Source organism: Pseudomonas sp. NFPP02 (genome assembly GCF_900119355.1).
Lineage (GTDB): Bacteria > Pseudomonadota > Gammaproteobacteria > Pseudomonadales > Pseudomonadaceae > Aquipseudomonas > Aquipseudomonas paracarnis.
Map to the genome: position 1 here is coordinate 139745 of NZ_FPJI01000004.1, position 24154 is coordinate 163898.

Here is a 24154-nt window from a genome sequence, read left to right on the forward strand (position 1 = left end):
TGGTTGAAACCGGCGTCGAGGCTCCGAACCCGCCTGACGAGTAGGTAATGTCGATGCAGTAACGCGTGAAGCCCCCAAGCGTGCTGCACGCGTTGTGCACGAAGCGTTATCCGGATGCAGATCAGCGGCGCTGGTAACCGCCACCACCCTCATAGCGGTGATCATGCCAGCCCCCGCCGCGCGGGAAGAAGAAACAACCGCCCAGGCTCAGCATAATCATCAGTGGAACCAGCAGGATGAGTCGTCGCAGCATTTCACAGTTCTCCAAGGGGTATTCGCAAGGCCTGTCAGGCGGAGGGCAAGCCAAAACTTTTCATCGCCTGTAACATAAGACCCTGCCGAAACCGCGCCATCCCCGTGACTGGGTATGTGCTTGGCATGCACGGCGATACACAGTGGATACATTCTTCAGGTTCAGGAACTCGTCATGACCCAAAAGCAACGCTTGAAATACTCGCTTCTGATTGCCCTGGCTGTACTGGGCGCGATGTTCGGCCTGTCTTATCTGCAGAACACAGGCGTGATCAGTGAAAAAACCTTCCAGTACCTGGCCATCGCGATTGCCGTGGTCGTCGTCGTGATCAACGGCATCATGCGCCGCAAGGTCAAGCCTAACTTCTGACGGGCGTCAGTCAGGCACGACCTTCGAGTACCTTGGCAGCCTCTTCATGGAGGCTGTAGCTCTTGTCAGCGTTGAGGGTGATCACGCCCTCGCTGCATAGACGCTTGAGTACCTCGCGCACGCTGAGAAACGACAACGGTATGCCCAGCTCCAGCAAATGGCTGTGCACGCCGCGTACCCCGAGGGTGCGCTGGTTGTCGGCGGCAGTGAGGAGGGCGTCGATGACCTTCAGCCGGATCAGGCTGGTGCGCAAACCGAAACACTTGAGCAAATGGCGGATGCGCTGGTTGCCCTGCTGTTCGGGCGCGTTACCGAACGCCCGTGCGTCGTTGCCATAGTGGGTATCTGCGGCCTTTGAATGTCCATCCGTGGGCACTTGCGGGTTATACATGCAAAAACTCCTTTTCAGAGCCTGATCAGGAAAAAGATGGTGCTCTTGGGGAATAAGACGAACGAGTGACGCAAATCATGAAACGATGGATGTAGAAAATTTGTCGGTATCAGGTTTGTCACATCCCCTGCGCCGTCGATAGGCAACCTTGTGCGGTTAAATTTTGCCGGGCGATGTGCGTTCTTACGGTGGGGTAACCATCCCTCGTAAGGCTGTTCAATTTGACTGTGGAGTCGGCGTGATTATTTCCAAGGGGTTGTCCAGAGTGGGCACGGCAGGGCTGTTACTCGCCATTAGCCTGGCCGTATCGGCACGCGAGCAAGTGACGCAAACGTCGGCGGATATACGGCGTACCAGTTATGGCGTGCCGCATATTCGCGCCTCTGATGAGCGGGGCCTGGGGGTGGGTATGGGTTACGCCTATGCCCAGGACAACCTGTGCTTGCTGGCCAATGAAATAGTCACGGTCAATGGCGAGCGGGCGAGGTTTTTCGGGCCGGACCAGGCGACCCTGGAAGAGCGCAACAACCTTGCCAGCGATGTATTCTTCAACTGGCTGAATACACCTGAGGTCGTTGCGGCATTCTGGAAAGCCCAGACGCCCGAAATGCAACAGCGCATCGAAGGGTACGTGGCCGGCTACAACCGTTATCTCAAGGATAAGGGCGCACCCGCACAGTGCCAGGCCGCGTGGGTACGGCCCTTGGTAGTGCAAGACCTGGTGAAGTTGACCCGCAGGCTATTGGTGGAAGGGGGCATCGGCCAATTCGCCGAAGCCTTGGTCGGGGCAGCACCGCCGCAGGCCACCGCCAATGTGCAGTCCGGTGCCAAAGCCTTTGCCACGGCCGCCGCCAACCAGCAACGCTTCACGCTGGATCGAGGCAGCAATGCCGTTGCCGTGGGCCGTGACCGCTCATTCAATGGCCGTGGCATGCTGCTGGCCAACCCGCATTTCCCGTGGGTGGGCGGCATGCGTTTTTACGAGATGCACCTGACCATCCCGGGCCAGTTGGATGTGATGGGCGCCGCACTGCCAGGGCTGCCCGTGGTGAACATCGGTTTCAACCAGCATGTGGCGTGGACCCACACCGTGGACACGTCCAAACACTTCACCCTGTACCGCCTGACCCTCGACCCCAAGGACGCCACCCGTTACCTGCTGGACGGCAAGTCCATCCCCCTGGAGAAAACCGCCGTAACGGTACAGGTCAAGCAAGCCGACGGCAGCCTCAAGGCCGTGACCCACACCGTCTACAGTTCGCAGTTCGGCCCCGTGGTGCAATGGCCGGGCAAGCTCGACTGGGACAACCACTACGCCTTCAGCCTGCGCGACGCCAACCTGGGCAACGACCGGGTGCTGCAACAGTGGTACGCCATGAACCGCGCCGGTAGCCTCAAGGAGCTGCAAACCTCAGTGCATACCCTGCAAGGCATCCCCTGGGTCAACACCCTGGCCGCCGATGACCAGGGCCAAAGCCTGTACATGAACCTGTCGGTAGTGCCCAACGTCAGCGCCGCCAAGCTGGCAAAATGCAGCGACCCACGGGCCGGCCTGCAAATGATCATGCTCGACGGCGCCCATAGTGCCTGCGCGTGGGACATCGACCCGCGCGCGGCCCAGCCGGGTATCTTCCCGGCCGACCAGTTGCCCCAGTTGCAACGCACCGACTACGTGCAACACTCCAACGATTCCGCCTGGATGGCCAACCCCAAGGCGCCGCTAAGTGGCTTTTCGCCGGTGATCAGCCAGGACAACATCGGCCTCGGCCCGCGTGCGCGCTTCGCGCTCCAGCGCCTGCAAACCCTCGAGCAGCAGCCGATCACCGTCACTGATCTGCAAGACATGGTCATGGACAACGAGGTGTACCTGGCGGGCCAAGTCATGCCCGACCTGCTGACGTTCTGCGCCAAACACCTGGGCGCTGACGCCGCTGCGCTACAGCCGCTGTGCACCAGCCTGAAAAACTGGGACCAGCGCGCCAACCTCGACAGCGGCGTCGGCTTGGTGCACTTCATCAACCTGGTGCAGCACCTGCAGCAAATCCCTGACGCCTGGCGCGTGGCCTTCGACCCGGCCCATCCCCTGACCACCCCTAGCGGCCTCGCCATCGACCGCGCCCCGGTCGCCAAGGCCTTGCGCGCAGCCATGCTGGCCTCCAGCGCTGAGGTCAGCAAACTGGGGCAGACCCGCTGGGGCGATATCCAAGTCTCCGGCCAAACCCCCATCCACGGCGGCCCGCAAGAACTCGGTATCTACAACGCCATGCAAACCGTGCCCCGCGCCGACGGCAAACGCGAAGTCGTCAGCGGCACCAGCTACCTGCAAATCGTCAGCTTCGACGACAAAGGCCCCAACGCAGTCGGCGTCCTGGCATTCTCCGAGTCCAGCAACCCGGCGTCCGCCTATTCAAAGGACCAGACCCAAGCCTTCTCCGAGAAAAAACTGCGCCCATTGCCCTTCACCGAGGCCCAGATCAAGGCCGACCCGCACTACCAAATCCACACGGTGAAGGAGTAGGGCAGAGGCGCAACCCCTTGATGCCAAGGCAGAATATTTTTTGAAATCAAGGGGTTGCAGGCCTAGGCAAATGAGTACATAATGGCGCCCATCGAACGCAACGAAGCATTAAAAACTTCAATGTATTCAATGAGTTAGAGTAGAGGCAGGCTTCACGTAGCCCACTCAAGTTTGTATGCGGTGAATGTCAGCAACCAGGGCATTGATCGTTTGAGGCCGAGTAGCAAAATGGTTATGCAGCGGATTGCAAATCCGCCTACGCCGGTTCGATTCCGACCTCGGCCTCCACTCTTAAAGCCCCGTAGATCAATGGTCTACGGGGTTTTTTATTGCCTGTGATTTGAGAAGTGTTCCGCAACTTTTGGAATGTGTTCCGCAACCCTACTCATTTTTGACCGCCATGAGGGGGCAGAACAGTCCCAGGGGAGGGTGTGGTTGGCCTGTTATCTCGTGGGGTTAACGATCTCACCGACGCGTCGATAGACCTTCTTTGTCATCTCCTCAGTGGAGTGGCCGAGCAGCCGACTTGCATGCGCAAGTTCTATCTCGCTGGCGGCTTTGGGGCGGATGTCTTTGAACTGAAACTGACGGATTAGTACAGCCAGGGCGGGATCGCCATCGGCACCGGCCTTGATGGCTGCTTTATCCCGGGCTTCATCCCAGCGGTTGCGTAGCATCTGCTGGCTCATCCGAAGGCCGGACGCGTTCGTGATAAGCGTTGAGGTCTTAATCCCATTTAACGATCTGCGTTCGAGCAGGTTGTCTATGAATAGACTAAGCGCTGATTGTTCGCCGGCATCGTCCAGGCGAATACGCAGAAGTTTGCCGCCCTTGCCCTGGCGAACCCCCACAAAGCCGTTGGCCAGATCGGTAGTTGCCACCTTCAGCACATCAGCAGGGCGCTGGCCGGTCAGGTAAGCAAGGTCCATGGCATCCTTTAGTTCCTGCACGGCCTCTCCATATACCGCATTCCAAACCACTTCGCCGGCATAGTAGTCCCGGGGTTTTTCCTTGTTTCGGCGTACGCCGAAGCAAGGGTTGGCATTGTTGGTAAGTCCCCACTCGCGCGCAATCGTGAACATGTGTGACAACAGCGCGATTTCTCGGTTGGCCCTGACCTTGGCGGTTCTGGCATCTCGATACTGGGCGACCACCTGGGGAGTGATTGAGTCAAGAGGCGCGTTTTCAAATGCCTTTCGTAGCTGTTTCAGTTCCTTCCGGTTGTCGGACTGCGTCCGTATTGATTTGGTCGGGATGATCTTTCTTTCGTACTTGTCGAACAGCGCACCCATTAGATGATTGGGCTTTAGTGGTTCGCGGCGTTCTAGTCGAGCCCACTCGACCTTCGCCGCGTCCAGATCACTGCCCAGCGGTATTTCTTTCCGGTTGCCGTCGGCATCCCTGCCGTTGTAGTAGAACGAGGTCCACACGGCGCCGCTTTTGCGCTTGCGGGTGCGCCGTATCATTCGTGGCGGAAGGTCGCGATTGGCTATGCTTTTCTGGCGCATCAGTCAGCTCACGTTCGCTAGGTCGAGCGACCAGGTTTCAGTTACGGCGTTGACCCCAGAAGGTTTGACGCCCGCGAGTTTCAGTCGGGCGTAAACTCGACCCACTATCGGGCGGCGAGCGCCTGTCAGAACAAACTCCCAGCGATTTTCGGTCAACCATAGAATTTGTTTGGACGGGATCTGATATCCGGTGATGGTCGCAAGTTCTTCGTCGGCGAGGGTTTCGCTTTGGAATTCCATCATGCGGCTCTCCCGATCAGGTCTGTCCGCCCATAACTACGGCGTGTGTTTTCCTTAGGAGGCAACTCGATAGTGCCCGGAGCACGCGTATACCCCACGGCAGGCTGCGCGAGCGGGCGTTCCTGAGCGTTTAGCGTTGCATTAGCGAGCGCTGCCCCGCGCAGCTTTTCGTGGGGTATAAGTGCCTCGGCGGTGGCGCTGAAAGAGGCAATATTGCCTGCTGCTGCGCAGCAGAAACTGTTTGTTTCCAGCGTGTCGACACTCACGGGTGTGCGGAGCAAAGCGGGCAGGGTGCTGATATTGTCCTGGTGGAACTTCATGCCGCTTTCCTCCGATGTTCGATGGCGAGTTGGTCCATCAGGCGCTGGTGGTAGGTGTTGCGTGCTTCGGCGGCAGGCCATGAACGAATGGTTTCAGCCATGGGCTCGACGCCGACCAAGCAATCCCAGATAGCCGGATCGGTTGGCATGAGGTCGCGGCGCTCGGTGGCCAGCGCAATCAGGTCAGCCTGGTGTATGCATGCGGGTAGATCTAAGGCCAGGTCGAAGCGCTCACAGATGCGCCCCCAAACGACGTCCTCAAATCCTCGGTAGTCGGGCATCCACTGTTTAAGTGGCCGGGTCATATCGCCCAGGTACGCCTCGGTCGCATCGTGGAGCAGGGCCGCTAACTTGTGTTCTTCCGGCACCAGCTCGGCGACGATGCAGCTGTGCTGTGCCACGCTGTAAAACTCGCGAGTGTGGCCATTGAACCGACACAGTTGGGCCAACGAGTGCGATATGTCCCGTGGGTCGATCATGTCGGCGTCTGGCTCGTACAGGTTGAAGTTCTTACCGGTGAACGTGAGGATGAAGTTCATGCTGCATCCTCCAGAGTGAATGGATCCTGCAGGGCAGCCATGCCCAGAGCCTTGTCACGTAAGGCAAGTGCTTGCGTTGCCTGGCTCTCGGATCTCACTGCTCGGAAGGTGTCAGCCGCAAGCTTCAGCTTTTCGGCTATGGCTAATAGGGTGAGTCGATCTTGTGGTTGAAGGTCCAGGATAAGTTGCAGGCGCCGGCATCGTTCGGTGACTTGCTCAAGTTCGGAAGCGCTTGCTGACTCGCCCTGGTCCATCCCTTCCATAAAGCCCTGAACGTGGCCATCCTCATAGCCCTCAGCTCGACCATCCGTTAAGCCGCCCTTGTACCAGACCCAGTAGAGGATCCCAAGCGCGATAACGATGCTGATCAGTGCGTATATTTGAATTGCAGTCATGTGGTGTGCTCCTTGTGTTGTTGGCTGGTGGTGGCAGCCGTTGGGGGTTACTGGCCTTGCTCGGTTGAGTCGGTTTCTGGGCGCGGCATGTCTTCATCTGCTCGGTAAGCGCGGATGTCGATCAGGGCCGCTACGTGTTTGATGTGGGCGTACCTCAATGCCTTGGCGCTGTGGTCCAGAGTGGTCACCGGCAGTTGGATGCGACCGGCGTTGATCGCCTCGATGAATGTCTTTTCATTGAGGTTCTTGAAGTAGTGCACGCGCAGCTTTTCCAGTGGGATAAGCACGTCTCCGAAGAGTTGATGCAGCATCTCGACGGTCGAGCTATCTGGCGCGGGTTGCAGCCGCAGCGGTGTTTGACTGGTGTTGCTCATTGGCCCCGGCCTCCTTGCGTTTGAGTCGTGATGGATGGTTCCAAGCATTCAGGCAATGACGCTTGGTCAGCTCCCGCAGATGCTCCGGCACTTCGAGAAGCGCGGCGTTGCGCTCCTCGCGTGTGCGCATGGCTACGATCTGCCGGGCGTACTCCCTAGGCCACGTCACGGTTGTCTGCCGGGATGGCTGGCAGTTCGAGTTCCAGTTGCTCGGCGAGCCAGGGCAAGCCGGCTTGCCGGACCTTCGTCGATTGGCTGTATTGCATTCCGGCCTTCTCGTGGTACCAGTTGCCGTTCTTGATCCTCAGGTACTCACGGTCACGGACGGGGAAGGCCGGCAAGTTGCGGTCGTTGAGCAAGCCCTTTTCACGCATGAGCGCGATCAGCTTGGGACGGGTGATGCCGAAATACTTGGCGGCTTTTTCGAGGCTACGTTCCATCACGGCCTCCTACGCTGCGTGCGCGGCAGGTGTAGCTGCTGCGGCCAAGTGGTTGATGGATTCGACGACCATGCCGTACATCTCGACGTCGGTCCCGTATACCGTGAAGCACTTAGTGCGCGGCGACTTCACGCCGATGCCCATGATGGTGGTGACGCCGGAGCGGGTTTTGTTGCGGTGAACAGCCAGGTAAATGGGCTGCTCGAAGCCCAGATCGAGAGTGATCGCGCCGCCGGTGCGTACCAGCTCGAACACTTGTTGCTTGTGTTCAACATCAAACGTGCCGTAGCGACGGTTTGCGTGGAGAGCCGGCAGTGATTCGGGCGATGTGCTGGGGTCGAGCGGGCCGTTGGCTATTTCTTCGATGAAGTCGGCCAGTTTGAGGTGCATTTTTTTGCTGTTGGTCAGGGTCAGCGTGTGGCGTTCGGCGCCCAGCTCAACGGTGAAGTGCGTGTCCGCTTTGCTACGTTCGACTTTCAAGCGGAAAGCCAGCACATCGCGGCGTGGTGTTGTGCGCAACGTGTGGTTGAAGGTCTCGCTGAGATTGACCTGGGCATGCAGTAGGGCAAGGGTACGGTTGTCGAGCTTGAACTTGTTCATGCTGCGTGCCCCCCGCCATTCGGATCGAACGGTACGGGCGCAGTGCGCTGTTTCAGCTTGGGTTTGGATGCGATGAACGCGCAGCCGCAATCTTGCGCCAGGCGGCGAATCTCGAAGATGCGGAAGGGGTTAGCAGCGGCCGGGTGGACGTGCAACGTGGCTGTGGTGTGCATAGTTTTGCCTCGCTCTGTGGTGGAAGAGTGAAAGCAATATTAACCATAAAGGTTAATTAATCAAATAAAAATACCCCCGCAGGTTGTTTCCATCGCCCATCGATACAGGTGACGACGCTCCCCAAAGGTGATATTGGTATGATATCTCACCATCCGTTGAGCAGAAAAAAGGGATTTTTATGGCTAAGAATTATCCGGCATTCGTCAACGCTACCGCCGCAGTTACGAAGATTCTAGAAAAAATAAAGATAGCTGCTACCCCCGACCGATTCACACAAGATTATTTAGCCACCGAGTTGGGGTTTCCTGGTGGTGGAGCAAGGGCATTTATCCCTCTTGCTAAAAAATTAGGATTGTTAGGCAGCGACGGTACACCCACCGATTTATATAAGCAGTTTCGCAATACAAATTCTTCTACGTCCAAAGCCGCGATGGCAAAAGCCATTAAGAATGCATATTCGGATGTTTATGCGCGGAACGAATATGCTCATAGTTTGAGTCGGGCTGACTTTGAGGGGTTGATTGTTGAAATGACTGGTCTTGAAAAGGGTAATCCAACGGTCAAAGCGATAGCGGGCACTTTTGATGCCTTGAAAGCTTTTGCTGAGTTCAAAGCGATAGAAACGGAAGATCCATTAATTAGTATTGATAAAAAGCCGGCTGATATTTCTCATGATGATGGGTTTTCGGATGTCAGGTTGGGATTGTCCTATACCATCAACCTCGTTCTACCAAAAACCGATGATGTTTCTGTATTTAACGCAATTTTTAGAAGCTTGAGAGAGAACCTCCTGAGGAAGTGATATGGACGATAAAATAAAAGTATTCGCTTTCTCGAATCAGATGGTCGAGCGTGCACTTGATGGCGTGGAAAAAGGACTCCAGATAGATCTTCATCGGGCTGACGAGCTTGACAGAGCAGGTGATAGGGACGACGACTATTATCCGCAGTTTACGATGGATATTAGGTTGGAAGCCAAAGAGATGGCGGTGCATTATGAGTTGTTTTACTGTCTAGAGGTTTCTATAAGAACACTCATTAAAGATAAGATGAAGTCTGAGTTGGGAAATGATTGGTGGGATGTGGGTGAAGTGCCCGAGTCTATAAAGAAGAACGTCAAAGATAATATGCAGCGGGAGCTTGACTCTTCTTTTACGCAACGATCTGATGATGAGCTGGATTACACTACTTTTGGAGAACTAGGCGATCTGGTAAGAAAAAATTGGGTGCATTTTGCGGATATATTCTACAGTGAAAAAGCTTTTAATAGGGTTATGAATAGCTTGAACTTGCTGCGCGGTCCTATTGCTCACTGTAGTCCGCTTGCAGAAGATGAGGTTGTTCGGTTAAAGCTAACACTTAGGGACTGGTTTCGCTTGATGGAGTGATAGAAATTCTGTGGACTAAAGATCTGTAATTTTCCATCGTGCCCTGCCACAGATGCTCCACTCCTCAGTCATCTTTATTATACGCTCAGGCCAGTCGGGATTTAGTGCATAAAGGTATTGTTCGCTTCCTTCCTGTTTTAACTGCTTTAGCGTAGCTGCCTGATCTCTACTTCTTTTAGCTGCAACGAAGTGGCCTGGTAATGCCTCTAGTGAGGGATCGATTACAATCTTATCTCCCTCGACAAATTTAGGCTCCATGCTCATACCTTCAACGCGAAGGATGAATGCGCGTGGTCCAACCGGCCCAGGTGCGTCGATCCATTCTTCAGCATCTCTAGGGTCGAAACTACCCTGTGACTCGCACCATGCGCCGGCGGCGATTGACCCTATTACTGGCAATTTACGTCCTGTGAGGCTCAGCACGGTGGCGTTATTGAATTCTCCAAGCCCGTAAGGCATGTCGAGGTAACCGCTGTGTAGCTTCAGGGCCTTCTCAATTTCTCGAGCAATCTGATCGCCTATGCCCTTTGTGGGCCTTTTACCCCCAAACGCGCTCACTTGTGCCGGTGCTTTGCCTAAGATTTCAGCGATGTCGGTCAGGCGTAGTTTTTTCTCAGCCATCACTCTGCGGAAATTTTGCAAACGGGTATCTGAAATTTTCATCAGCAGATTCTGTCCCGATTAACCATTAAGGTGAATGTCCGTTCTGGTATTGCAAAAATTAACCTTAGTGGTTAAATTGATGCTTCAGGAGGTACGCCCCATGAAACTGCGCGATTACATCAACCGTCTGGATCCCGATGCGCTTAAGGCATATGCAATTCGTTGCAGCATTGCTGATAGCTATCTTCGCCTTCACGTCAAGTATGCAAGCAAAGACCCAAGCGTTTCGCTTATCAAGGCATTGGCTCGTGAAAGTGAAGGCTTTGTGTCCCTTGCCGAGGTTTTGGAGCATTTCGGTGTCATTGAAAACGTTTCTACGGCCAAAGCTGCATTAGATAGAAAAAAGGCGGCCTAGTAGGCCGCCCCGTTTCTCCCGGCACACACCACCACAGTGCTGTCGGGTCGCGATAAAGAGTTGCGGGCACACCACATGCAAACCACCTCTCTTTACCGCGCTACCAAGACACGGATGTCTTGGGTTGCTGCCTTTTCCACCACAGATTGGGCAGCTGTTGCGCCAGAGGTGAACAACGGATTGTTCGCCTCGGCACGGTGCCGGTTCGATCCCGAGATCTAGCCGGCGTTTTGGGCCCTTTCAAGCCACGCGGCAAATGTATCACCACTGCATGTCGCGGGGCACTGGCAACCTTGTAGGAATAATGCCATGAGCCGAATAGCTTTAAGCTGTGTTGATCGAGCGCAAAGGGAGGTCCTTACGCTTGAATTAGCCCTGTACCACGCCGCACGGGACTATCCCGGCGGTGCCGCTGCAATCGCTGCCACCACCGGCCGCAACGCCACCACGCTGCAACACAAACTGTCTCCCACCCATCCGTCCCACACCGTGAACATCCAGGAGTTCGGCGAGATCCTCGAACTGACCAAGGACCGCCGCATTCTTGATGCGGTGCATGCCCTGGTCGGCGATACCACATGGCAGGAGCTGGCTGAAACCTATACCAGTGACATGCCCGAGACCCTCACCACAGGTATTGCGTCGTACTTCCGGCAGGTGGCTGATTTGGCGGATACGTGGGCCAAGAGCATTGGCGACGGTGTCGTCAGCGATCAAGAACTGGCCGAGATTCGCCTGCAGGTGTTTCGCGGTATTCAGGGGCTGTTGGGGATGCTCAACCGGGCCACATACGTAAACCAGACTACGCGGGGTACTGACCGTGGCTGACGTTATCGATTTTGCCAACGACCTGGTGCAAGAGCGGATGGATCAGGCCCTTGCAGCGCGCAATGCGAATAAAACGGCCACCGCTGCACATTCGTTCATGTTCTGCGAAAGCTGCGACACGCCGATCCCGTTGGCACGCCGTGTTGCGATCCCTGGTTGCACCCAGTGTGTGACCTGCCAGTCCATCGGCGAAGCCAGGAAGGCCCGCCATGCTCGATGAGGTACTCAATCAATTCTCTGATTACGGCTTGGATCCTGATCAACCCTTGGTGTTCGGCAAGCTGACCCGTTGCAAAACCTCCCAGGACAAGGGCAAGGAAAAAAACGGCTGGTACGTGGTCCACGAGCATGTCACCGAGAAGAACGGAACGTTGATCTTCGGCAGCTTCGGTGATTGGCGGTCCGGTGAGTCTCAGAAGATCAAGGTCAAGGCCGGACGTATGAGCCCTGAAGAGCGTGAGGTCATGCGCGCTCGCCAGGAAGAGGCCAAGCGCAAGGCTGCCGAGGTCGCGGCGAATGCCTCACGTCGAGCGGCCAGCCGTGCAGCGGCTCTGTTCAAGCGCATGCCCGAGAAGGGTAAGAGCGCCTATCTGGATCGAAAGCAGATCGTCGGCTTCAAGGTTCGCTATGCGCCACGCACCGGCGCATTTTTGGTGCCTATGTGCAACGTTCGCGACCAGATCGTCGGTCTGCAGGTTATCTTCCCTGCAAAGCAGGAAGACACCGGGCGTGACAAGGCCTACTGGCCTTACGGCATGTCGAAAGAGGGCGCCTTCCACTTGATCGGTCCGCACCCTGAACCGGGTGAGCCGGTGCTGGTGTGTGAGGGCTACGCCACGGGCGCCAGCCTGCACATGGCGACTTCGCTGACGGTAGCTATCGCCTTCGATGCGGGCAACCTGTTGCCAGTCTCCAAGGCTATGCGCGAGCGCTTCCCGGGCTGCCCGCTGATCATCTGTCGCGATGATGACTGGAAGACCAAACGCCCCAACGGCGATCCTTGGAACCCCGGCGAAGAGAAGGCCAGCAACGCCGCACTGATAATCGGTGGCCAGGTAGTCGCCCCCGTCTTCTCCGGCGAGCGTGAAAACAAGTGGACCGATTTCAACGACCTGCACATCGCCGAAGGATTGGAGGCTGTCCGCCGCCAGGTGCTGGCGGTGGTCAAGCCTCCAGCAGCTGGTGGTTGGAAGGACCAGCTTGCACGCACCGAGAACGGCTCCCTGATCGCGCACATGCAAAACGTCGAGCTGATCCTGGGCAATGACGAACGCTGGGCCGGTGTCATCGGCTACAGCGTGTTCAGCTCCAAGATCGTCAAGCTGCGGTCAGCGCCTTTTGGCGGTGGTGCCGGTGATTGGGCCGACATTGATGACATGCGAGTGATGAAGTGGCTCGCGCAGCAGTACAACCTGCGGGTCAAGGCGTCTCATGTGATCGAGGCGGTCAGCGTTGTTGCCCACGACCATTCCTTTCACCCGGTGCGCGAGTACCTGGAGAAACTGAAATGGGACCGCGTGCCCCGGCTGGAAACCTGGCTGACCGATGTGCTGGGCGTCCAGCCTACGGAGTACTCGGCCAAGGTCGGAAAGCGTTGGCCGATCTCGGCGGTTGCCCGTGTGATGCGCCCGGGCTGTAAGGCCGACTCGGTGATGATCCTCGAAGGAGGGCAGGGTGAAGGCAAATCCACCGCCATGGGCGTCCTCGGCGGCGAGTGGTTTATGGACACGCCCTTTGCCCTCGGCGACAAGGACAGTTTCCAGGCCATTCGTGGCAAGTGGATAGTCGAACTGGGGGAGTTGGACAGCTTCAACAAGGCTGAAAGCACCAAGGCCAAGCAGTTTTTTTCCGCGTCCACCGACACCTACCGCGAGAGCTACGGCCGCAGAACGAACGACGTGCCACGCCAGTGTGTGTTCGTGGGTACTACCAACCAAGAGGAATACCTTAAGGACGCCACAGGCAACCGTCGTTACTGGCCAGTGTTCTGCAACAAGGTCGATCTGGAGAAACTGCGCGAGATCCGCGACCAGCTTTGGGCTGAGGCGCTGTTCTGCTTTGAGGCGGGCGATATCTGGTGGGTGACCAAGGATGAAACCCGGATGTTCACGGAGGCCCAGGACGAACGCTTTGTGGTTGATGAGTGGGAAGGTCCGATTCTGACCTGGTTGGAGGAGTCGCAGATCGGCGAAACTGCCACCGGCAACGAGATCCTGAGCCAAGCGCTGAAGCTGGACTTCGGCCATTGGGGCAAGCCCGAACAGATGCGGGTCGGGGCGATCATGCACCGGCTGGGCTGGCGGAAGCGTCGCATGCCGGCATTGCCGAAAAGCGGGGTACGCCCCTGGGCCTATGAAAAGCCTGCGGGTTGGGGGCGTATGTCTGCATTGCAGCAGTCAGTGATAGAGGAGCCTTGCTTCGATGATTAAGCGAATCGACGAGATGCTCAAGCTGTGGGCGCAGGATCTGCATTCGCCTTTACCGGAGAACACTGGCGGGCCGAGCGGCGGCAACATGATCGCTATGCTGATGGAGTGCAAGGGTGAGCTGATACGCGGCACTCGCGGCAGTCGGGTGCTGCTGGATGAATCGGTGGATATCGAGCTGATCGTCAAGAAGCACCTGCCGCCCCGTCTTGCCCTGGTCGTTTGGGAGCACTACTGCAACCATGAAAGCTTCCTCTCGCAGAAGCTGTTGCACTGCGCCTGCAGCTCAAGAACCTATTACATGCGCCTCCATGACGCCCATGTGTTCATCCAAGGGATGCTGATGGGGAAAGCTGCATGACCCTCGGCGTCACTTCGCATGCCTCTGTCCTACTGTCCGGCCTTGTCCGACTCGCATTTAGCTCAGTTGGACAGGCGCAGGCCACGCCGTTGCTGGGCTGTCCTACCGTCCAACCTTCACCCGCCCCACGCACACATGAGCATATCGGGTACGTAGTCGCGCCCATGGCGCGCACGCGTGCTTTTAGCTTTCTCTCTATACACAAGAGAAAGTTAAATAAGGTAGGACAGTTGGGCGAAGCCCCGAATTTAGGCGCCTGTAGCTGTCCTACTTCGATTCTGAATAGTGGGACAGGCAGGACAGGGCACCAGAAGCGATAGCCGATTGAATGCGTTGTCCCTGTGTTGCACCTGCGTCATACCTGTATTGCACCCGTATTGCGCCATGGCATTAAAACCCGCTTGCTGCCAGTAAAATCCACCTGTAAAAAGTACCCATCTTCGATAGGTGCGACCGCAAGCAGCGGGACTCACCACCACACTAAACCCGGCCATCGCGCCGGGTTTTTGCGTTTATGGGGTAGGGCGATGACGAACGAGCAGCAAGCGCTTATTGATATGCCGATCTGGATGGTGATCGTGCTGTCCCTGGTCGGCGGGATATCGGGCGAGGCATGGCGGGCAGACAAAGCCGGGGTAAGCGGCTGGTCATTGGTTCGCCGGTTGCTCCTTCGGTCTGGTGCCTGCGTGGTCTGCGGGCTCTCTACCATGATGTTGTTGCATGCATCGGGCATGTCGGTACTGGCGGCGGGCAGCATTGGCTGCCTCACGGCGATGGCCGGCGCTGATGTCGCGATTGGCTTGTACGAACGCTGGGCAGCCAAGCGGTTGGGTGTGTGCGATGTGCCGCCCTCGGGCAGCGGTCAGGCATGATGCGCTGGAGGCCACGGAATACGTGGCTTGTGGCTGAGCGCGCCGAAATGGTGCATCGAAAGTCGTCGGGGACCCTGGCGGCATTTGAGGGACACGGGGCATGAAACCCGCGGGAAAGCGTTAGCGGCAGGCTCGCCAGCTTACTGAAATTCAATCCATTGAAATTGAAAGGTTTCCATTGAAAAGCCGTTGAAAAGGAGGGCTTATGACGGATCCACTGTTCCTGTCTAAAAGCGCTTTCGCGGTTCGCATCGGCAGGACGCCGAGCTACATCACCTGGCTGAAAGACAACAACCGCCTGGTGCTTTCGCCGGATGGCAAGAAGGTGGACGTGCTGGCAACTGAAGCGCTGATCCTCGAAACCGCCGACCCCAGCAAGGCTGCCGTCGCGGCTCGACACCAGCAGGACCGGATCCAGCGTGACGTTTACAGTCAACTGTCCCCCCTGGTCGAGCCGACTAACACGGCTGCGCCGCAGCAGCCTATCTCCGGCGGTGCGAAGGGCCACGACTTCCAGAAAGCTCGCGCCATGCGCGAATACAACCTGGCGCAACTGGCCGAGATCGAGTTGCACAAGGCTCAGGGCTCGCTGGTCGCCAGGGACGCGGTAGAGCTTGGTGCCTACAACGCGGGGCGACATCTGCGTGACCAGTTGTTCGGCCTGCTGCCCCAGCTGTCCCACAAGCTGGCAGCCATGACCGACCCTTGGGACATCGAAAAACACCTGACGGCGACACTCCGTAAATCACTGGAAGAGGCTGAACGCATGTCCTCATCCGATCTTGAACGAGCGATGACGACGAGCTGACCTATGAACACGGAATTTCCTGACGGTGACCGTGCGTACCGTGAGGCGTATTTCCGTGGGCTACGACCCGACCCAGACCTCTGGATCGACGAGTGGGCCGACGAGTACATGCGCATCCCGCGAGACACTGGCGCGCCTGAACCGGGCCAGTACCGCACCGACCGGACGCCCTATGCCCGAGAGCCGATGCGGTGCCTGTCACCGGCGCATCCGTGCCGGCGAGTGGTCACCATGGTGGCCTCGCAATTGATGAAAACCCAGATCGCCTTGAACTGGATGGGCGGCCTGATCCACATGGCGCCGTCCAACATCCTGGCGCTGTTGCCCAGTCTGAGCCTGTCCAAGCGGGTCTCCGGGCGGATCAGCAAGACGATCAAGGCAACCCCAGAGTTGGCGAAGCGTGTGGCAGCCAGCCGCTCACGGGATGCCCGCAACACCATGGACACCAAGGAGTTCGAGGGCGGCGCCTTGTACGTCACCACGGCGGGCTCGGCTGCCAACCTATCCGAATTGTCGGCACGCTACATCTACGGCGACGAGGTTGACCGCTGGGAGAACGACGTCGGCCAGGAAGGTGACCCCATCGTGCTGGCAGAAACGCGTGCTACCAACTTCGGGCGCAACGCCAAGATCTACTTCTCCAGCTCGCCGACGATCAAGGGCGCCTCGCGGATCTCGGACTTGTTCGAGTCCAGTGACCAGCGTTACTACTACGTGCCATGCCCTACATGCGGGCATATGCAGGTGTTGGAATGGGAGAGGCTGCTCTACAGCAAGGACTACAGCACGGTTCACTACCAGTGCGCCGCGCCTGAATGTGATGTGCTGATCGAGGAGCATCACAAGACCGACATGCTCGCCCGTGGTGAGTGGCGTGCCCATGGCAACGGCGACGGCAAGACGGTGGGTTTCCACCTGAACGCGCTCTATTCGCCGATTGGTTGGAAGGACTGGGCCTCCCTTGCCGAGGAGTTCGAAGACGCCAAGAAGGCCCAAGCCAAGGGCGACATGGGCTTGATGCAGGTGTTCTACAACACCCGTCTCGCCAAGGTTTGGGACAGCGCGCAAGAGCAAACCAAGGCCGAAGTGCTGGTCGCTCGGGCACGACTGGAGACCTACACCCTCGGCAGTATGCCGGCGGGCGTACTAATGCTGACCGGCGCCGTCGACGTTCAGGCCAACCGCCTGGAGCTGATGGTGATGGGTTTCGGTGTCGGCATGGAGCGTTGGGTGGTCGACCACCAGGTAATCTGGGGCGACCCTGCCGATGAGCGCACCTGGGCGGTGTTGGACGAGAAACTCAAGGTTCGATACCGCCATCCCTGCGGTGTCGGTTTGGCGATCCTGGCGACGGGCGTCGACTCCGGCGGTCATCACACTGACGAGGTATACCAGTTCTGCCGTGTGCGGCGCTGGCGCAACATCTTCGCCATCAAGGGCGCGAGCAAGCCCGGCAAACCGGTGATTGCTCAGCGACCGTCCATGGTCGACGTGACATGGAAGGGCCAGACCGAACGCGGTGGCGCCGAGCTGTGGTTTGTCGGCACCGACACCGCGAAGGACTGGATCTACAACCGCTACGCCTTCGAGGATGGCCCAGGCTCGCTGCACTTTGCCAACGACCTGCCGGACGAGTTTTTCGCCCAGTGCGTTGCCGAGCGCAAGGTCGCCCGATACATCAAAGGCTATAAGCGTATCGAGTGGGTCAAGGGCAAGGCAGAGCGCAACGAAGCGCTCGACCTGATGGTGTACTGCCTGGCAATGGCGCACTACCTCGGCATCAACCGGTACCAGGAACACGACTGGGAGCGGGTGCGACAAGCGCTGGCTCAGTCCGGTTTGTTCGACGATGTGGTGGGCGTAAAGCCGGTGCAGGGCGAACGCTTCGAGGCTGACGAAACACCGGCACCGGTTGCGGCGCGTCAGTCGCTTCCATCACCGGCACCGGTTGCACCTGTCGCCCAATCGCGACCTGCCGCACCCCCGCAACGCCGTCGTTCCACCAGCGGCTATCTGAAGAGAAATTGATATGTCGTTTACCCCGAAGCACCTCGAAGTCATCGAGCGCGCCATCGCACGCGGTGAAAAGACCGTGCGCTACAGCGACCGCACGGTGGAGTACCGCTCCATCGACGAACTGCTCAAGGCCCGCGACGAGATTCGCACGTCGCTGATCCAGGCCGCCGGACCCCGCTCTCGCGTGGTTCGGCTTACCCACGGAGGCAAAGGGATCTGATGGCACGACAATTTCCGACGCTCTCGCGTAGTGGATTCTTGCTTCCTTCGAACATCAAGGCCAGCTACGAAGGCGCCGGGGAGGGCCGCCGTTCGGCGAGCTGGGAAGCCAGCGACAACGGCATCAACAGCATCAACACTCCCGCGCTGCGAAACCTGCGCGCCCGTTCGCGGGCGGCGGTGCGCAATGATCCATACGCCTTCAATGTCATCGACAAGCGTGTCAGCAACCTGATCGGCACCGGCATCACACCCCGGCCGACAACCGATGACGCAGCGCTGCGGAAGGTGAAGCAACAGCTGTGGGATGACTGGGTGGACGAAGCGGATGCCGACGAGCTGACAGACTTCTACGGGATGCAAGCGCTGGTCGCTCGCACCGTTGAAACCGCAGGCGAGTGCTTTGTTCGGTTACGTCCTCGCAGCCTGGATGAAGGGTTGGCGGTACCGTTGCAGTTGCAGACCTTGGCCCCGGAATTTGTCCCACACGACAAGTTTGAGACCACAAAAAACGGCAACATCATCCGCGCCGGGATTGAGTTCAACCCGGCCGGCAAGCGCGTGGCCTATTGGATGTATCGCTCGCACCCTCGCGATTCTTCATCGTTGAACAGCGGTTACAACCAATTGGTGCGAGTGCCAGCTTCTCAGGTGTTGCACATCTTTGAACCGGTCGAGCCCGGGCAGTTGCGTGGTGTTCCGCGCTTGGCGCCGGTGCTGAAGCGTCTTCGCAGTTTGGACAACTACGACGATGCCGTGTTGTTCCGCCAAGAGGTTGCCAACCTGTTCGCAGGTTTCATCAGCAGGCCGCCGCCCGATGCAGGGCAAACACCCCGTGATCCTGTCACCGGGCAATTATTGGTCACCGACCGCGACGGCTTCACGCCGATGGTCGCGCTGGAGCCCGGCACCATGCAGGAGCTGGCACCTGGTGAGGAGGTCGAGTTCTCCAAGCCACCGGACGCCGGCAACAACTACCCGGATTTCATGCGGCAGCAACTTATGGCAGCGGCGGCAGGTTCGGGCACGCCCTACGAGATCCTCACCGGCGACATGCGGGAGGTTAACGATAGGGCGCTACGGGTTGTACTCAACGAGTTCCGGCGGCGCCTGGAGCAGCTGCAATTTGGCGTTTATGTGCATCAGCTCTGTCGCCCGGTGCGGGCAGCATGGATGGACATGGCGGTGTTGTCTGGCGCCCTTGTGCTGGAGGACTACGCGCAACGGCGTCGCGAATACCTGCGCACGCGTTGGGTACCGCAGGGCTGGGCCTACATTCAGCCGGTGCAGGACGTTCAGGCGCGGCGGATGGAAGTGCAGGCGGGTTTTGCCTCTCGCAGCGAGATGGTGTTGCGCACCGGCTATGACTCGGAAACGGTCGACGCGGAAAACGCCGCCGACCTCGCCAGGGCTACAGACCTCGGCCTCAATTACACGACTCTTGAAGCCATCGAAGTGATCGATGACAAGGAACAACCATGAGTAAAAAAGCGCTACCGCGCATCTATGACAAGGCTGGCAAGCAGGTAAAAGTCACGGATAAAAGTTGGTACACCCTCAGGGCTAGCGGCGAAGCCGAGCAACACACTATCGAAGTGTTCGTATACGGCGAGATCGGTACCTGGGGCGTTACCGCCAATCAGTTCGTACAGGACTTGCGCGCCATGGATAACGGCGTCTCACCTGTAATCGTCGCGTTCAACAGTATTGGTGGTGACCTGTTCGACGGGCTGGCGATCCACAACGCGCTGTCGCGCTTGGGAGAGCGCTGTACCGGTCGTATTGACGCCCTGGCAGCCAGCGCGGCCAGTGTTGCCGTCTGCGGCGCTCACCGGGTGGTGATCGCGGCCAACGCCATGTTGATGATCCACAACCCCTACACCTATGCCGGTGGTGATGCCGAAGATTTCCGTCGGGTCGCTGATGTGCTGGACCAGACCCTGGAAGCGATTATCGCGGCCTACAAGTCAAAGGCGCCGGATATCGACGAGGCCGAGCTGCGGCGTATGGTCAACGCTGAGACTTGGCTCACAGCCAATGAGGCGGTGGCGTTGGGTCTGGCGGATGAGGTGGGTGATGGTCTCAAGGTCAAAGCCTGTCTCGGCCAGGGCAGTGTGCTGCAGCGGTTCCAGCATGCGCCGGCCGAGCTACTCGCGCAGATGGATGAAGAGCCCGAGGTGGATCCGCCAGAGCCTGGTGATCCACCGGAACCGGTGCCCGTGCTGGATGTGGCCATGCTGGCGCTGATGGTCACTCAGGGGTGTGCGGCGGCGGGCATCAGCAACCTGGTGGATCCGCTGTTCGCGACTACCAAGCTGGAAAGCGAAGCGGTGGTCCAGGCTGCGCTGACCAGGGCGAAAGCGCTTCACGGTCTTTGTGTCGCGGCACGACTGCCGGAACTGACCGGTGAGTTCATCTCTGCGGGCTTGGACGAAGCCGCTGTAAGGGCTCGTCTGTTTGACAAGCTGGTGGGCAACGGCGGTGGCTTTGAGATCGACAACAGCCTGCCGCTGGAAAACGACCCAGCACCCACTATCAAGGCCAAACAGGTCGACACCCAATCAATCTGGGCTTCCCGTCAGGCAGCGCAGAACGGCAACTCGAAAGGAGCAAGAACATGAAAACTGAATCGATGCATGCAGGTGAGTTCCTGCTGTCCGAAGGCGCCGGCAATATTTCCCGCGAAGCGATCAACGTCGCGGCAGGTGCAGCCCTGGAGCCAGGCCAGATCCTCGGCTTGGTCACCCTCACTGGCGAGTTTGCCCCGTACCACCCAACCGCCGAGGACGGCACCGAGAACGCCATCGCGATCCTCTATGGGCCGCTGGGTGAATCCGATGTGCCCCGGCGTGGTCGCGCCATCGTACGGCTGGCCGAGGTCAGCGAAGCGCACTTGACCGGACTCGACCCCGCCGCCGAAAAGGCCCTGGCCGCCCATTTCGTGATCGTCCGCTAAGGCGTTCACCTCATATATCCATCCCGCCGAGTGCGGGATTTTTCGTTTCTGGAGAGTGCCCCATGGCCGATATCGCCATTTTTGAAGACGATGCGTTTAGCGTCTCCTCGCTGACCGCTGCAATCAATGAACAGGAATACTTGCCGGGCCGCATCAGCAGCCTTGGCCTTTTCCGCGAAGAGGGCATCAGCACGTTGACCGTGCAGATCGAGAAAGACGGCGACACCCTGGCCCTGGTGCCATCGGGCGAACGCGGCACCTCGGGCCTGGTGGTTGGCGGGACCAAGCGCACGTTGATCCCATTCAACACGGTGCACCTGCCAGAGCGCTTCACCATCAAGGCTGACGAGATCCAGGGCATTCGCGCCTTCGGTACCCGCAGCGAATTGCAGGCCGTGCAGGATGTGGTCAACAAGCGGCTGGCGAAGGCCCGACGACAGCTGGATGCCACCCACGAATTCCAGCGCATGGGCGCGTTGAACGGCCAGGTGCTGGACGCCGATGGCAAGACGGTCCTGTTGGACATTTATAAATCCTTTGGCGTGAATCGTCAGAAGCTTCAGATGGGCTTGAACAGTCCAGACACCGAGCTGCGGGTCAAATGCGGCGAAGCGTTGGACATGCAGGAGGAAGCCCTTGGCAGCGTCACCAGTAGCGGCTCCCGCGCGATGTGTGGCAAGAACTTCTGGAACAAGCTCATCGTGCATAAGTCGGTAAAGGAAACCTACCTCAACACCATGCAGGCCGCGTCCCTGCGTGGCGATGCCCGTGAAGCCTTCGAGTTCGGCGGGATCGTCTGGGAGCGTTATCGCGGCAAGGTGGCCGGTGTTGCGTTCGTCCACGACGACAAGGCTCTGCTGATCCCAGAGGGTGTGCCGGATCTGTATATCTCGTCCTTCGCGCCGGCCGACTACATGGAAACGGTCAACACCCAGGGCATCCCGTACTACAGCAAGATCGAGCCGATGCAGTTTGGCAAGGGCGTGGCCGGTGAAGCCCAGTCCAACCCGCTGCACCTGTGCACGCGGCCTCGGGCGCAGATCCTGCTGGAGATGTGATTGTGGCCTTCCGCGATCTGATCGACGACATCGACGACGTGGTCTTTGAAACCCTGGGCGAGAGCGCCATGATCGAAGGTCGCGCTGAACCGATACTGGGGATGTTTTCGGCGCCTTGGAAACAGCCCCAGTTCGGCAAGCTCAATACCGGCTTGCGGGAGCCACGCTTCGAGATCCGCGTCAAGGATTCGGACGGATTGGTGAAGGGCTTACGGGTCAGTGTTGATCTGCCGGCGTTGGATGGCGGCGGTGACTATGACCTGCTGCAGCTTGAGCCTAACGGTAATGGCCTGGTGGCCTTGATTTTGAGGAAGCGACCATGAGTATCGGCAGCTATCCCCAGCAGAGGCGCGACGGTGGGATGATCACTATCCAACCGTCGGCGGTTCATGTTCAGGCTCTGAAAGAGTTCGGCGAGCTGGTGCCGAAGGCAGCGGCGGCGGCCCAGCGGCGTGCAATCAACAAGACAATCCGTTGGCTGCGCACCCACATTGCACGGGCTGTCGGCAAGCAGGAGCGGATCGCCATCGGCGCTGTCCGGCAACGTCTTCGGGCGTATCCGGTGACCGGCGGCGATATGCGCGGCAAGTTGTGGTTCGGCATCAATGCCATTGAAGCTAGCCGCACTGGTCGGGCACGGCAAACCGGCGCCGGTGTTTCGGTTGCCGGTAGGCGTTACAAGGGGGCTTTCTTCAAGAAGGTCTACGGCAGTAACGCGGATATCTGGATTCGCACGTCCAGCAAACACTTCAATACCACCGATTACCCGGATGCCGCTCAGGGTGGCAGACGCTCAGGCTTTGTCGAGGAAAACGACAACCGTTTCCCCCTGGCTAAAGCCAAGGTGTCGTTGGAACAAGTGCGACCGCACTTCGATGCCTGGGTAAAACGTGCCGACGAACGCCTGCTGGAGATCCTCACGCAGGAACTCAACTTTGAACTGCAGAAGTATTTAAAGGGGACGCTGCGTGTCTGACGAAACGTTGAGCCTCGACCAACTTTATCAAGCTATTGAGCAGCACCTGCAGCAACACCTGCTGGGTGTTCAAAGCGTTGCGGCCTGGCCGAACATTCAGGATCACATTGCCTTGCCGGCCGTGTTCCTGGAGATGTCTGAGATCGAGCCAGGTACTGATCTCGGAACGGGTGAAACCACCCTGGTCTGCAAGTTCGAAGCGCGGATCATTGTTGACCCGATTAGGCCCGATCATCACCGCCAGGTCGTGCAGCTAGCAACCCAACTGATCGTGTTGTTGCGGGCGCAGAACTGGGGCCTGGAAGTCGAATGTGCTGAGTTTATCCAAGCGGTACAGGACTGGACCCGCCCTGAGCTGGATGGCTACACCGTCTGGCTTGTGGAGTGGAATCAGACGATTTATCTCGGTACCGAAGAATGGCCTTGGCCGGATGAGCCCCCGGGCACGCTGCTGATCGGTGTCAGCCCGGACATCGGCCCGGGCAGCCGAGATCAGTACGTCGCGCCGGAGCGCTTGGAATGAGTTACACCAGCGGCGAGAGCGACCGCATGATCGCCGCCATGTTGATGGATTGCGTGGTGGCCGCCGTCGATACCACCGCATCACCGCCTGTTGTACGTGTCAGGGCGGGGGAGTGGACCAGTGCGTGGGTACGTTGGCACAGCGTAGCCGCCGGTAAGGCGCGCCACTGGCGAGTGCCCAGCCTGGGCGAGCAGGGCAAGTTGTTCAGTCCCAGCGGCAACCCGGCGATGGGCACGTTTATCCCAGGCTTGTACGGGGATGCAGGCCCGCCGCCGGACAATCGCGATCACGTCGAGGTGTGGCGCTTTGACGATGGCGGCTCGCTGGTCTACAACTGGCAGGCCAGTAGCTACAGCATCACGCTGCCTTCCGGGACCGTCACCATCAAGGTCGGCGACACCGTAGCCACCGTCACTGAAAGCGCCGTCACGGTGGTGGCCGGGGATATCGGACTCACCGGAAATGTGACGATCACCGGGCCACTGACAGTGTCGGGTGATATCAACGGCGCCGGCAAGATCATTGACGCGGGCGGCAATACCGCGAACCACAAACACTGATTCATCGTTTATTTCGGCCCGCTT

32 protein-coding genes and 1 tRNA gene are annotated in these 24154 nt (G+C 58.5%); 22 read left to right on the forward strand and 11 right to left on the reverse strand.

Annotation, left to right across the window (positions count from 1 at the left end; translation table 11 throughout):
• Positions 1-121: 121 nt before the first annotated feature.
• Positions 122-253: a hypothetical protein gene (locus BT204_RS28270; protein WP_254914091.1), complete on the reverse strand. Its 132-nt coding sequence runs from the start codon at positions 251-253 to the stop codon at positions 122-124.
• Positions 254-427: 174 nt separating this feature from the next.
• On the opposite strand from BT204_RS28270, the gene BT204_RS08780 reads away from it, so the two are divergent.
• Positions 428-622 (forward strand): hypothetical protein, encoded by a 195-nt coding sequence (locus BT204_RS08780; protein WP_014718591.1) that lies wholly within the window; start codon positions 428-430, stop codon positions 620-622.
• A 10-nt stretch (positions 623-632) separates the two neighbouring features.
• Here the strand turns inward: BT204_RS08780 and BT204_RS08785 are convergent, their stop codons facing one another.
• Positions 633-1013 carry a hypothetical protein gene (locus BT204_RS08785; protein ID WP_034127544.1) on the reverse strand — a complete coding sequence of 127 codons (381 nt, stop codon included), beginning with the start codon at positions 1011-1013 and terminating at the stop codon, positions 633-635.
• 238 nt (positions 1014-1251) lie between these two features.
• On the opposite strand from BT204_RS08785, the gene BT204_RS08790 reads away from it, so the two are divergent.
• Together BT204_RS08790 and BT204_RS08795 are read left to right on the forward strand one after the other, a co-directional pair.
• On the forward strand, positions 1252-3531 hold the full coding sequence (locus tag BT204_RS08790) for a bifunctional acylase PvdQ (protein ID WP_072446431.1): 2280 nt from the start codon (positions 1252-1254) through the stop codon (positions 3529-3531).
• Positions 3532-3745: 214 nt separating this feature from the next.
• Positions 3746-3819 (forward strand) — tRNA-Cys (locus BT204_RS08795).
• Positions 3820-3974: 155 nt separating this feature from the next.
• Here BT204_RS08795 and BT204_RS08800 read toward each other — a convergent pair.
• From BT204_RS08800 to BT204_RS08835, 8 genes are all read right to left on the reverse strand, one after another.
• On the reverse strand, positions 3975-5039 hold the full coding sequence (locus BT204_RS08800) for a phage integrase (protein ID WP_072446433.1): 1065 nt from the start codon (positions 5037-5039) through the stop codon (positions 3975-3977).
• Between the two features lie 3 nt (positions 5040-5042).
• The gene (locus BT204_RS08805) at positions 5043-5279 is read right to left on the reverse strand and encodes a DUF4224 domain-containing protein (protein ID WP_003207583.1); all 237 of its coding nucleotides are present in this window, start codon (positions 5277-5279) and stop codon (positions 5043-5045) included.
• Positions 5279-5599 (reverse strand): hypothetical protein, encoded by a 321-nt coding sequence (locus BT204_RS08810; RefSeq protein WP_072446435.1) that lies wholly within the window; start codon positions 5597-5599, stop codon positions 5279-5281. Before BT204_RS08810 ends, BT204_RS08805 begins: the two co-directional genes overlap by 1 nt.
• Positions 5596-6138 (reverse strand): phosphohydrolase, encoded by a 543-nt coding sequence (locus tag BT204_RS08815; protein WP_072446437.1) that lies wholly within the window; start codon positions 6136-6138, stop codon positions 5596-5598. The genes BT204_RS08810 and BT204_RS08815 overlap by 4 nt, the downstream gene beginning before the upstream one ends.
• Entirely contained in the window at positions 6135-6533 is a 399-nt protein-coding gene (locus BT204_RS08820) for a hypothetical protein (protein WP_072446439.1), read from the reverse strand. The genes BT204_RS08815 and BT204_RS08820 overlap by 4 nt, the downstream gene beginning before the upstream one ends.
• A gap of 47 nt (positions 6534-6580) precedes the next feature.
• Positions 6581-6907, reverse strand: coding sequence for a pyocin activator PrtN family protein (locus BT204_RS08825; RefSeq protein WP_072446441.1), 327 nt, complete (start codon positions 6905-6907; stop codon positions 6581-6583).
• A gap of 155 nt (positions 6908-7062) precedes the next feature.
• Entirely contained in the window at positions 7063-7347 is a 285-nt protein-coding gene (locus BT204_RS08830; RefSeq protein WP_072446443.1) for a phage antirepressor KilAC domain-containing protein, read from the reverse strand.
• 9 nt (positions 7348-7356) lie between these two features.
• Positions 7357-7947, reverse strand: coding sequence for a hypothetical protein (locus BT204_RS08835; RefSeq protein WP_072446445.1), 591 nt, complete (start codon positions 7945-7947; stop codon positions 7357-7359).
• 352 nt (positions 7948-8299) lie between these two features.
• On the opposite strand from BT204_RS08835, the gene BT204_RS08840 reads away from it, so the two are divergent.
• Positions 8300-8923, forward strand: a complete 624-nt coding sequence (locus BT204_RS08840) for a DUF5343 domain-containing protein (protein WP_072446447.1) — start codon at positions 8300-8302, stop codon at positions 8921-8923.
• Position 8924: 1 nt separating this feature from the next.
• Entirely contained in the window at positions 8925-9509 is a 585-nt protein-coding gene (locus BT204_RS08845) for a Swt1 family HEPN domain-containing protein (RefSeq protein ID WP_072446449.1), read from the forward strand.
• 15 nt (positions 9510-9524) lie between these two features.
• Here the strand turns inward: BT204_RS08845 and BT204_RS08850 are convergent, their stop codons facing one another.
• Complete coding sequence (locus BT204_RS08850; protein WP_072446451.1) at positions 9525-10172, reverse strand: LexA family protein; 648 nt, start codon at positions 10170-10172, stop codon at positions 9525-9527.
• 100 nt (positions 10173-10272) lie between these two features.
• On the opposite strand from BT204_RS08850, the gene BT204_RS08855 reads away from it, so the two are divergent.
• From BT204_RS08855 to BT204_RS08935, 17 genes are all read left to right on the forward strand, one after another.
• Positions 10273-10527 carry a hypothetical protein gene (locus BT204_RS08855; protein WP_072446453.1) on the forward strand — a complete coding sequence of 85 codons (255 nt, stop codon included), beginning with the start codon at positions 10273-10275 and terminating at the stop codon, positions 10525-10527.
• 309 nt (positions 10528-10836) lie between these two features.
• Complete coding sequence (locus tag BT204_RS08860; protein ID WP_072446455.1) at positions 10837-11355, forward strand: phage regulatory CII family protein; 519 nt, start codon at positions 10837-10839, stop codon at positions 11353-11355.
• Positions 11348-11575: a TraR/DksA family transcriptional regulator gene (locus tag BT204_RS08865; RefSeq protein ID WP_072446456.1), complete on the forward strand. Its 228-nt coding sequence runs from the start codon at positions 11348-11350 to the stop codon at positions 11573-11575. Before BT204_RS08860 ends, BT204_RS08865 begins: the two co-directional genes overlap by 8 nt.
• Positions 11565-13784: a VapE domain-containing protein gene (locus BT204_RS08870; protein ID WP_072446458.1), complete on the forward strand. Its 2220-nt coding sequence runs from the start codon at positions 11565-11567 to the stop codon at positions 13782-13784. Before BT204_RS08865 ends, BT204_RS08870 begins: the two co-directional genes overlap by 11 nt.
• Positions 13777-14142 carry a PA0613 family protein gene (locus BT204_RS08875; protein ID WP_072446460.1) on the forward strand — a complete coding sequence of 122 codons (366 nt, stop codon included), beginning with the start codon at positions 13777-13779 and terminating at the stop codon, positions 14140-14142. The genes BT204_RS08870 and BT204_RS08875 overlap by 8 nt, the downstream gene beginning before the upstream one ends.
• Before the next feature lie 527 nt (positions 14143-14669).
• A complete protein-coding gene (locus BT204_RS08880) occupies positions 14670-15014 on the forward strand; it encodes a phage holin family protein (RefSeq protein ID WP_065940028.1) in 345 nt (114 codons plus the stop codon).
• 205 nt (positions 15015-15219) lie between these two features.
• Positions 15220-15822 carry a terminase small subunit gene (locus BT204_RS08885; RefSeq protein ID WP_072446462.1) on the forward strand — a complete coding sequence of 201 codons (603 nt, stop codon included), beginning with the start codon at positions 15220-15222 and terminating at the stop codon, positions 15820-15822.
• Between the two features lie 3 nt (positions 15823-15825).
• A complete protein-coding gene (locus tag BT204_RS08890) occupies positions 15826-17850 on the forward strand; it encodes a phage terminase large subunit family protein (protein WP_072446464.1) in 2025 nt (674 codons plus the stop codon).
• Position 17851: 1 nt separating this feature from the next.
• Positions 17852-18058 carry a phage head-tail joining protein gene (locus BT204_RS08895; protein WP_023658791.1) on the forward strand — a complete coding sequence of 69 codons (207 nt, stop codon included), beginning with the start codon at positions 17852-17854 and terminating at the stop codon, positions 18056-18058.
• Positions 18058-19539 carry a phage portal protein gene (locus BT204_RS08900; protein ID WP_072446466.1) on the forward strand — a complete coding sequence of 494 codons (1482 nt, stop codon included), beginning with the start codon at positions 18058-18060 and terminating at the stop codon, positions 19537-19539. Before BT204_RS08895 ends, BT204_RS08900 begins: the two co-directional genes overlap by 1 nt.
• Positions 19536-20678: a head maturation protease, ClpP-related gene (locus BT204_RS08905; protein WP_072446468.1), complete on the forward strand. Its 1143-nt coding sequence runs from the start codon at positions 19536-19538 to the stop codon at positions 20676-20678. Before BT204_RS08900 ends, BT204_RS08905 begins: the two co-directional genes overlap by 4 nt.
• The gene (locus BT204_RS08910; RefSeq protein WP_072446470.1) at positions 20675-21013 is read left to right on the forward strand and encodes a head decoration protein; all 339 of its coding nucleotides are present in this window, start codon (positions 20675-20677) and stop codon (positions 21011-21013) included. Before BT204_RS08905 ends, BT204_RS08910 begins: the two co-directional genes overlap by 4 nt.
• 62 nt (positions 21014-21075) lie before the next feature.
• Positions 21076-22071 (forward strand): major capsid protein, encoded by a 996-nt coding sequence (locus BT204_RS08915; protein ID WP_056845396.1) that lies wholly within the window; start codon positions 21076-21078, stop codon positions 22069-22071.
• A 2-nt stretch (positions 22072-22073) separates the two neighbouring features.
• Complete coding sequence (locus BT204_RS08920) at positions 22074-22394, forward strand: head-tail joining protein (RefSeq protein ID WP_072446471.1); 321 nt, start codon at positions 22074-22076, stop codon at positions 22392-22394.
• A complete protein-coding gene (locus tag BT204_RS08925) occupies positions 22391-23047 on the forward strand; it encodes a phage tail protein (RefSeq protein WP_072446473.1) in 657 nt (218 codons plus the stop codon). The genes BT204_RS08920 and BT204_RS08925 overlap by 4 nt, the downstream gene beginning before the upstream one ends.
• Positions 23040-23570: a hypothetical protein gene (locus BT204_RS08930; RefSeq protein ID WP_072446475.1), complete on the forward strand. Its 531-nt coding sequence runs from the start codon at positions 23040-23042 to the stop codon at positions 23568-23570. Before BT204_RS08925 ends, BT204_RS08930 begins: the two co-directional genes overlap by 8 nt.
• A complete protein-coding gene (locus BT204_RS08935; RefSeq protein WP_072446477.1) occupies positions 23567-24130 on the forward strand; it encodes a phage baseplate assembly protein V in 564 nt (187 codons plus the stop codon). The genes BT204_RS08930 and BT204_RS08935 overlap by 4 nt, the downstream gene beginning before the upstream one ends.
• Positions 24131-24154: the final 24 nt, after the last annotated feature.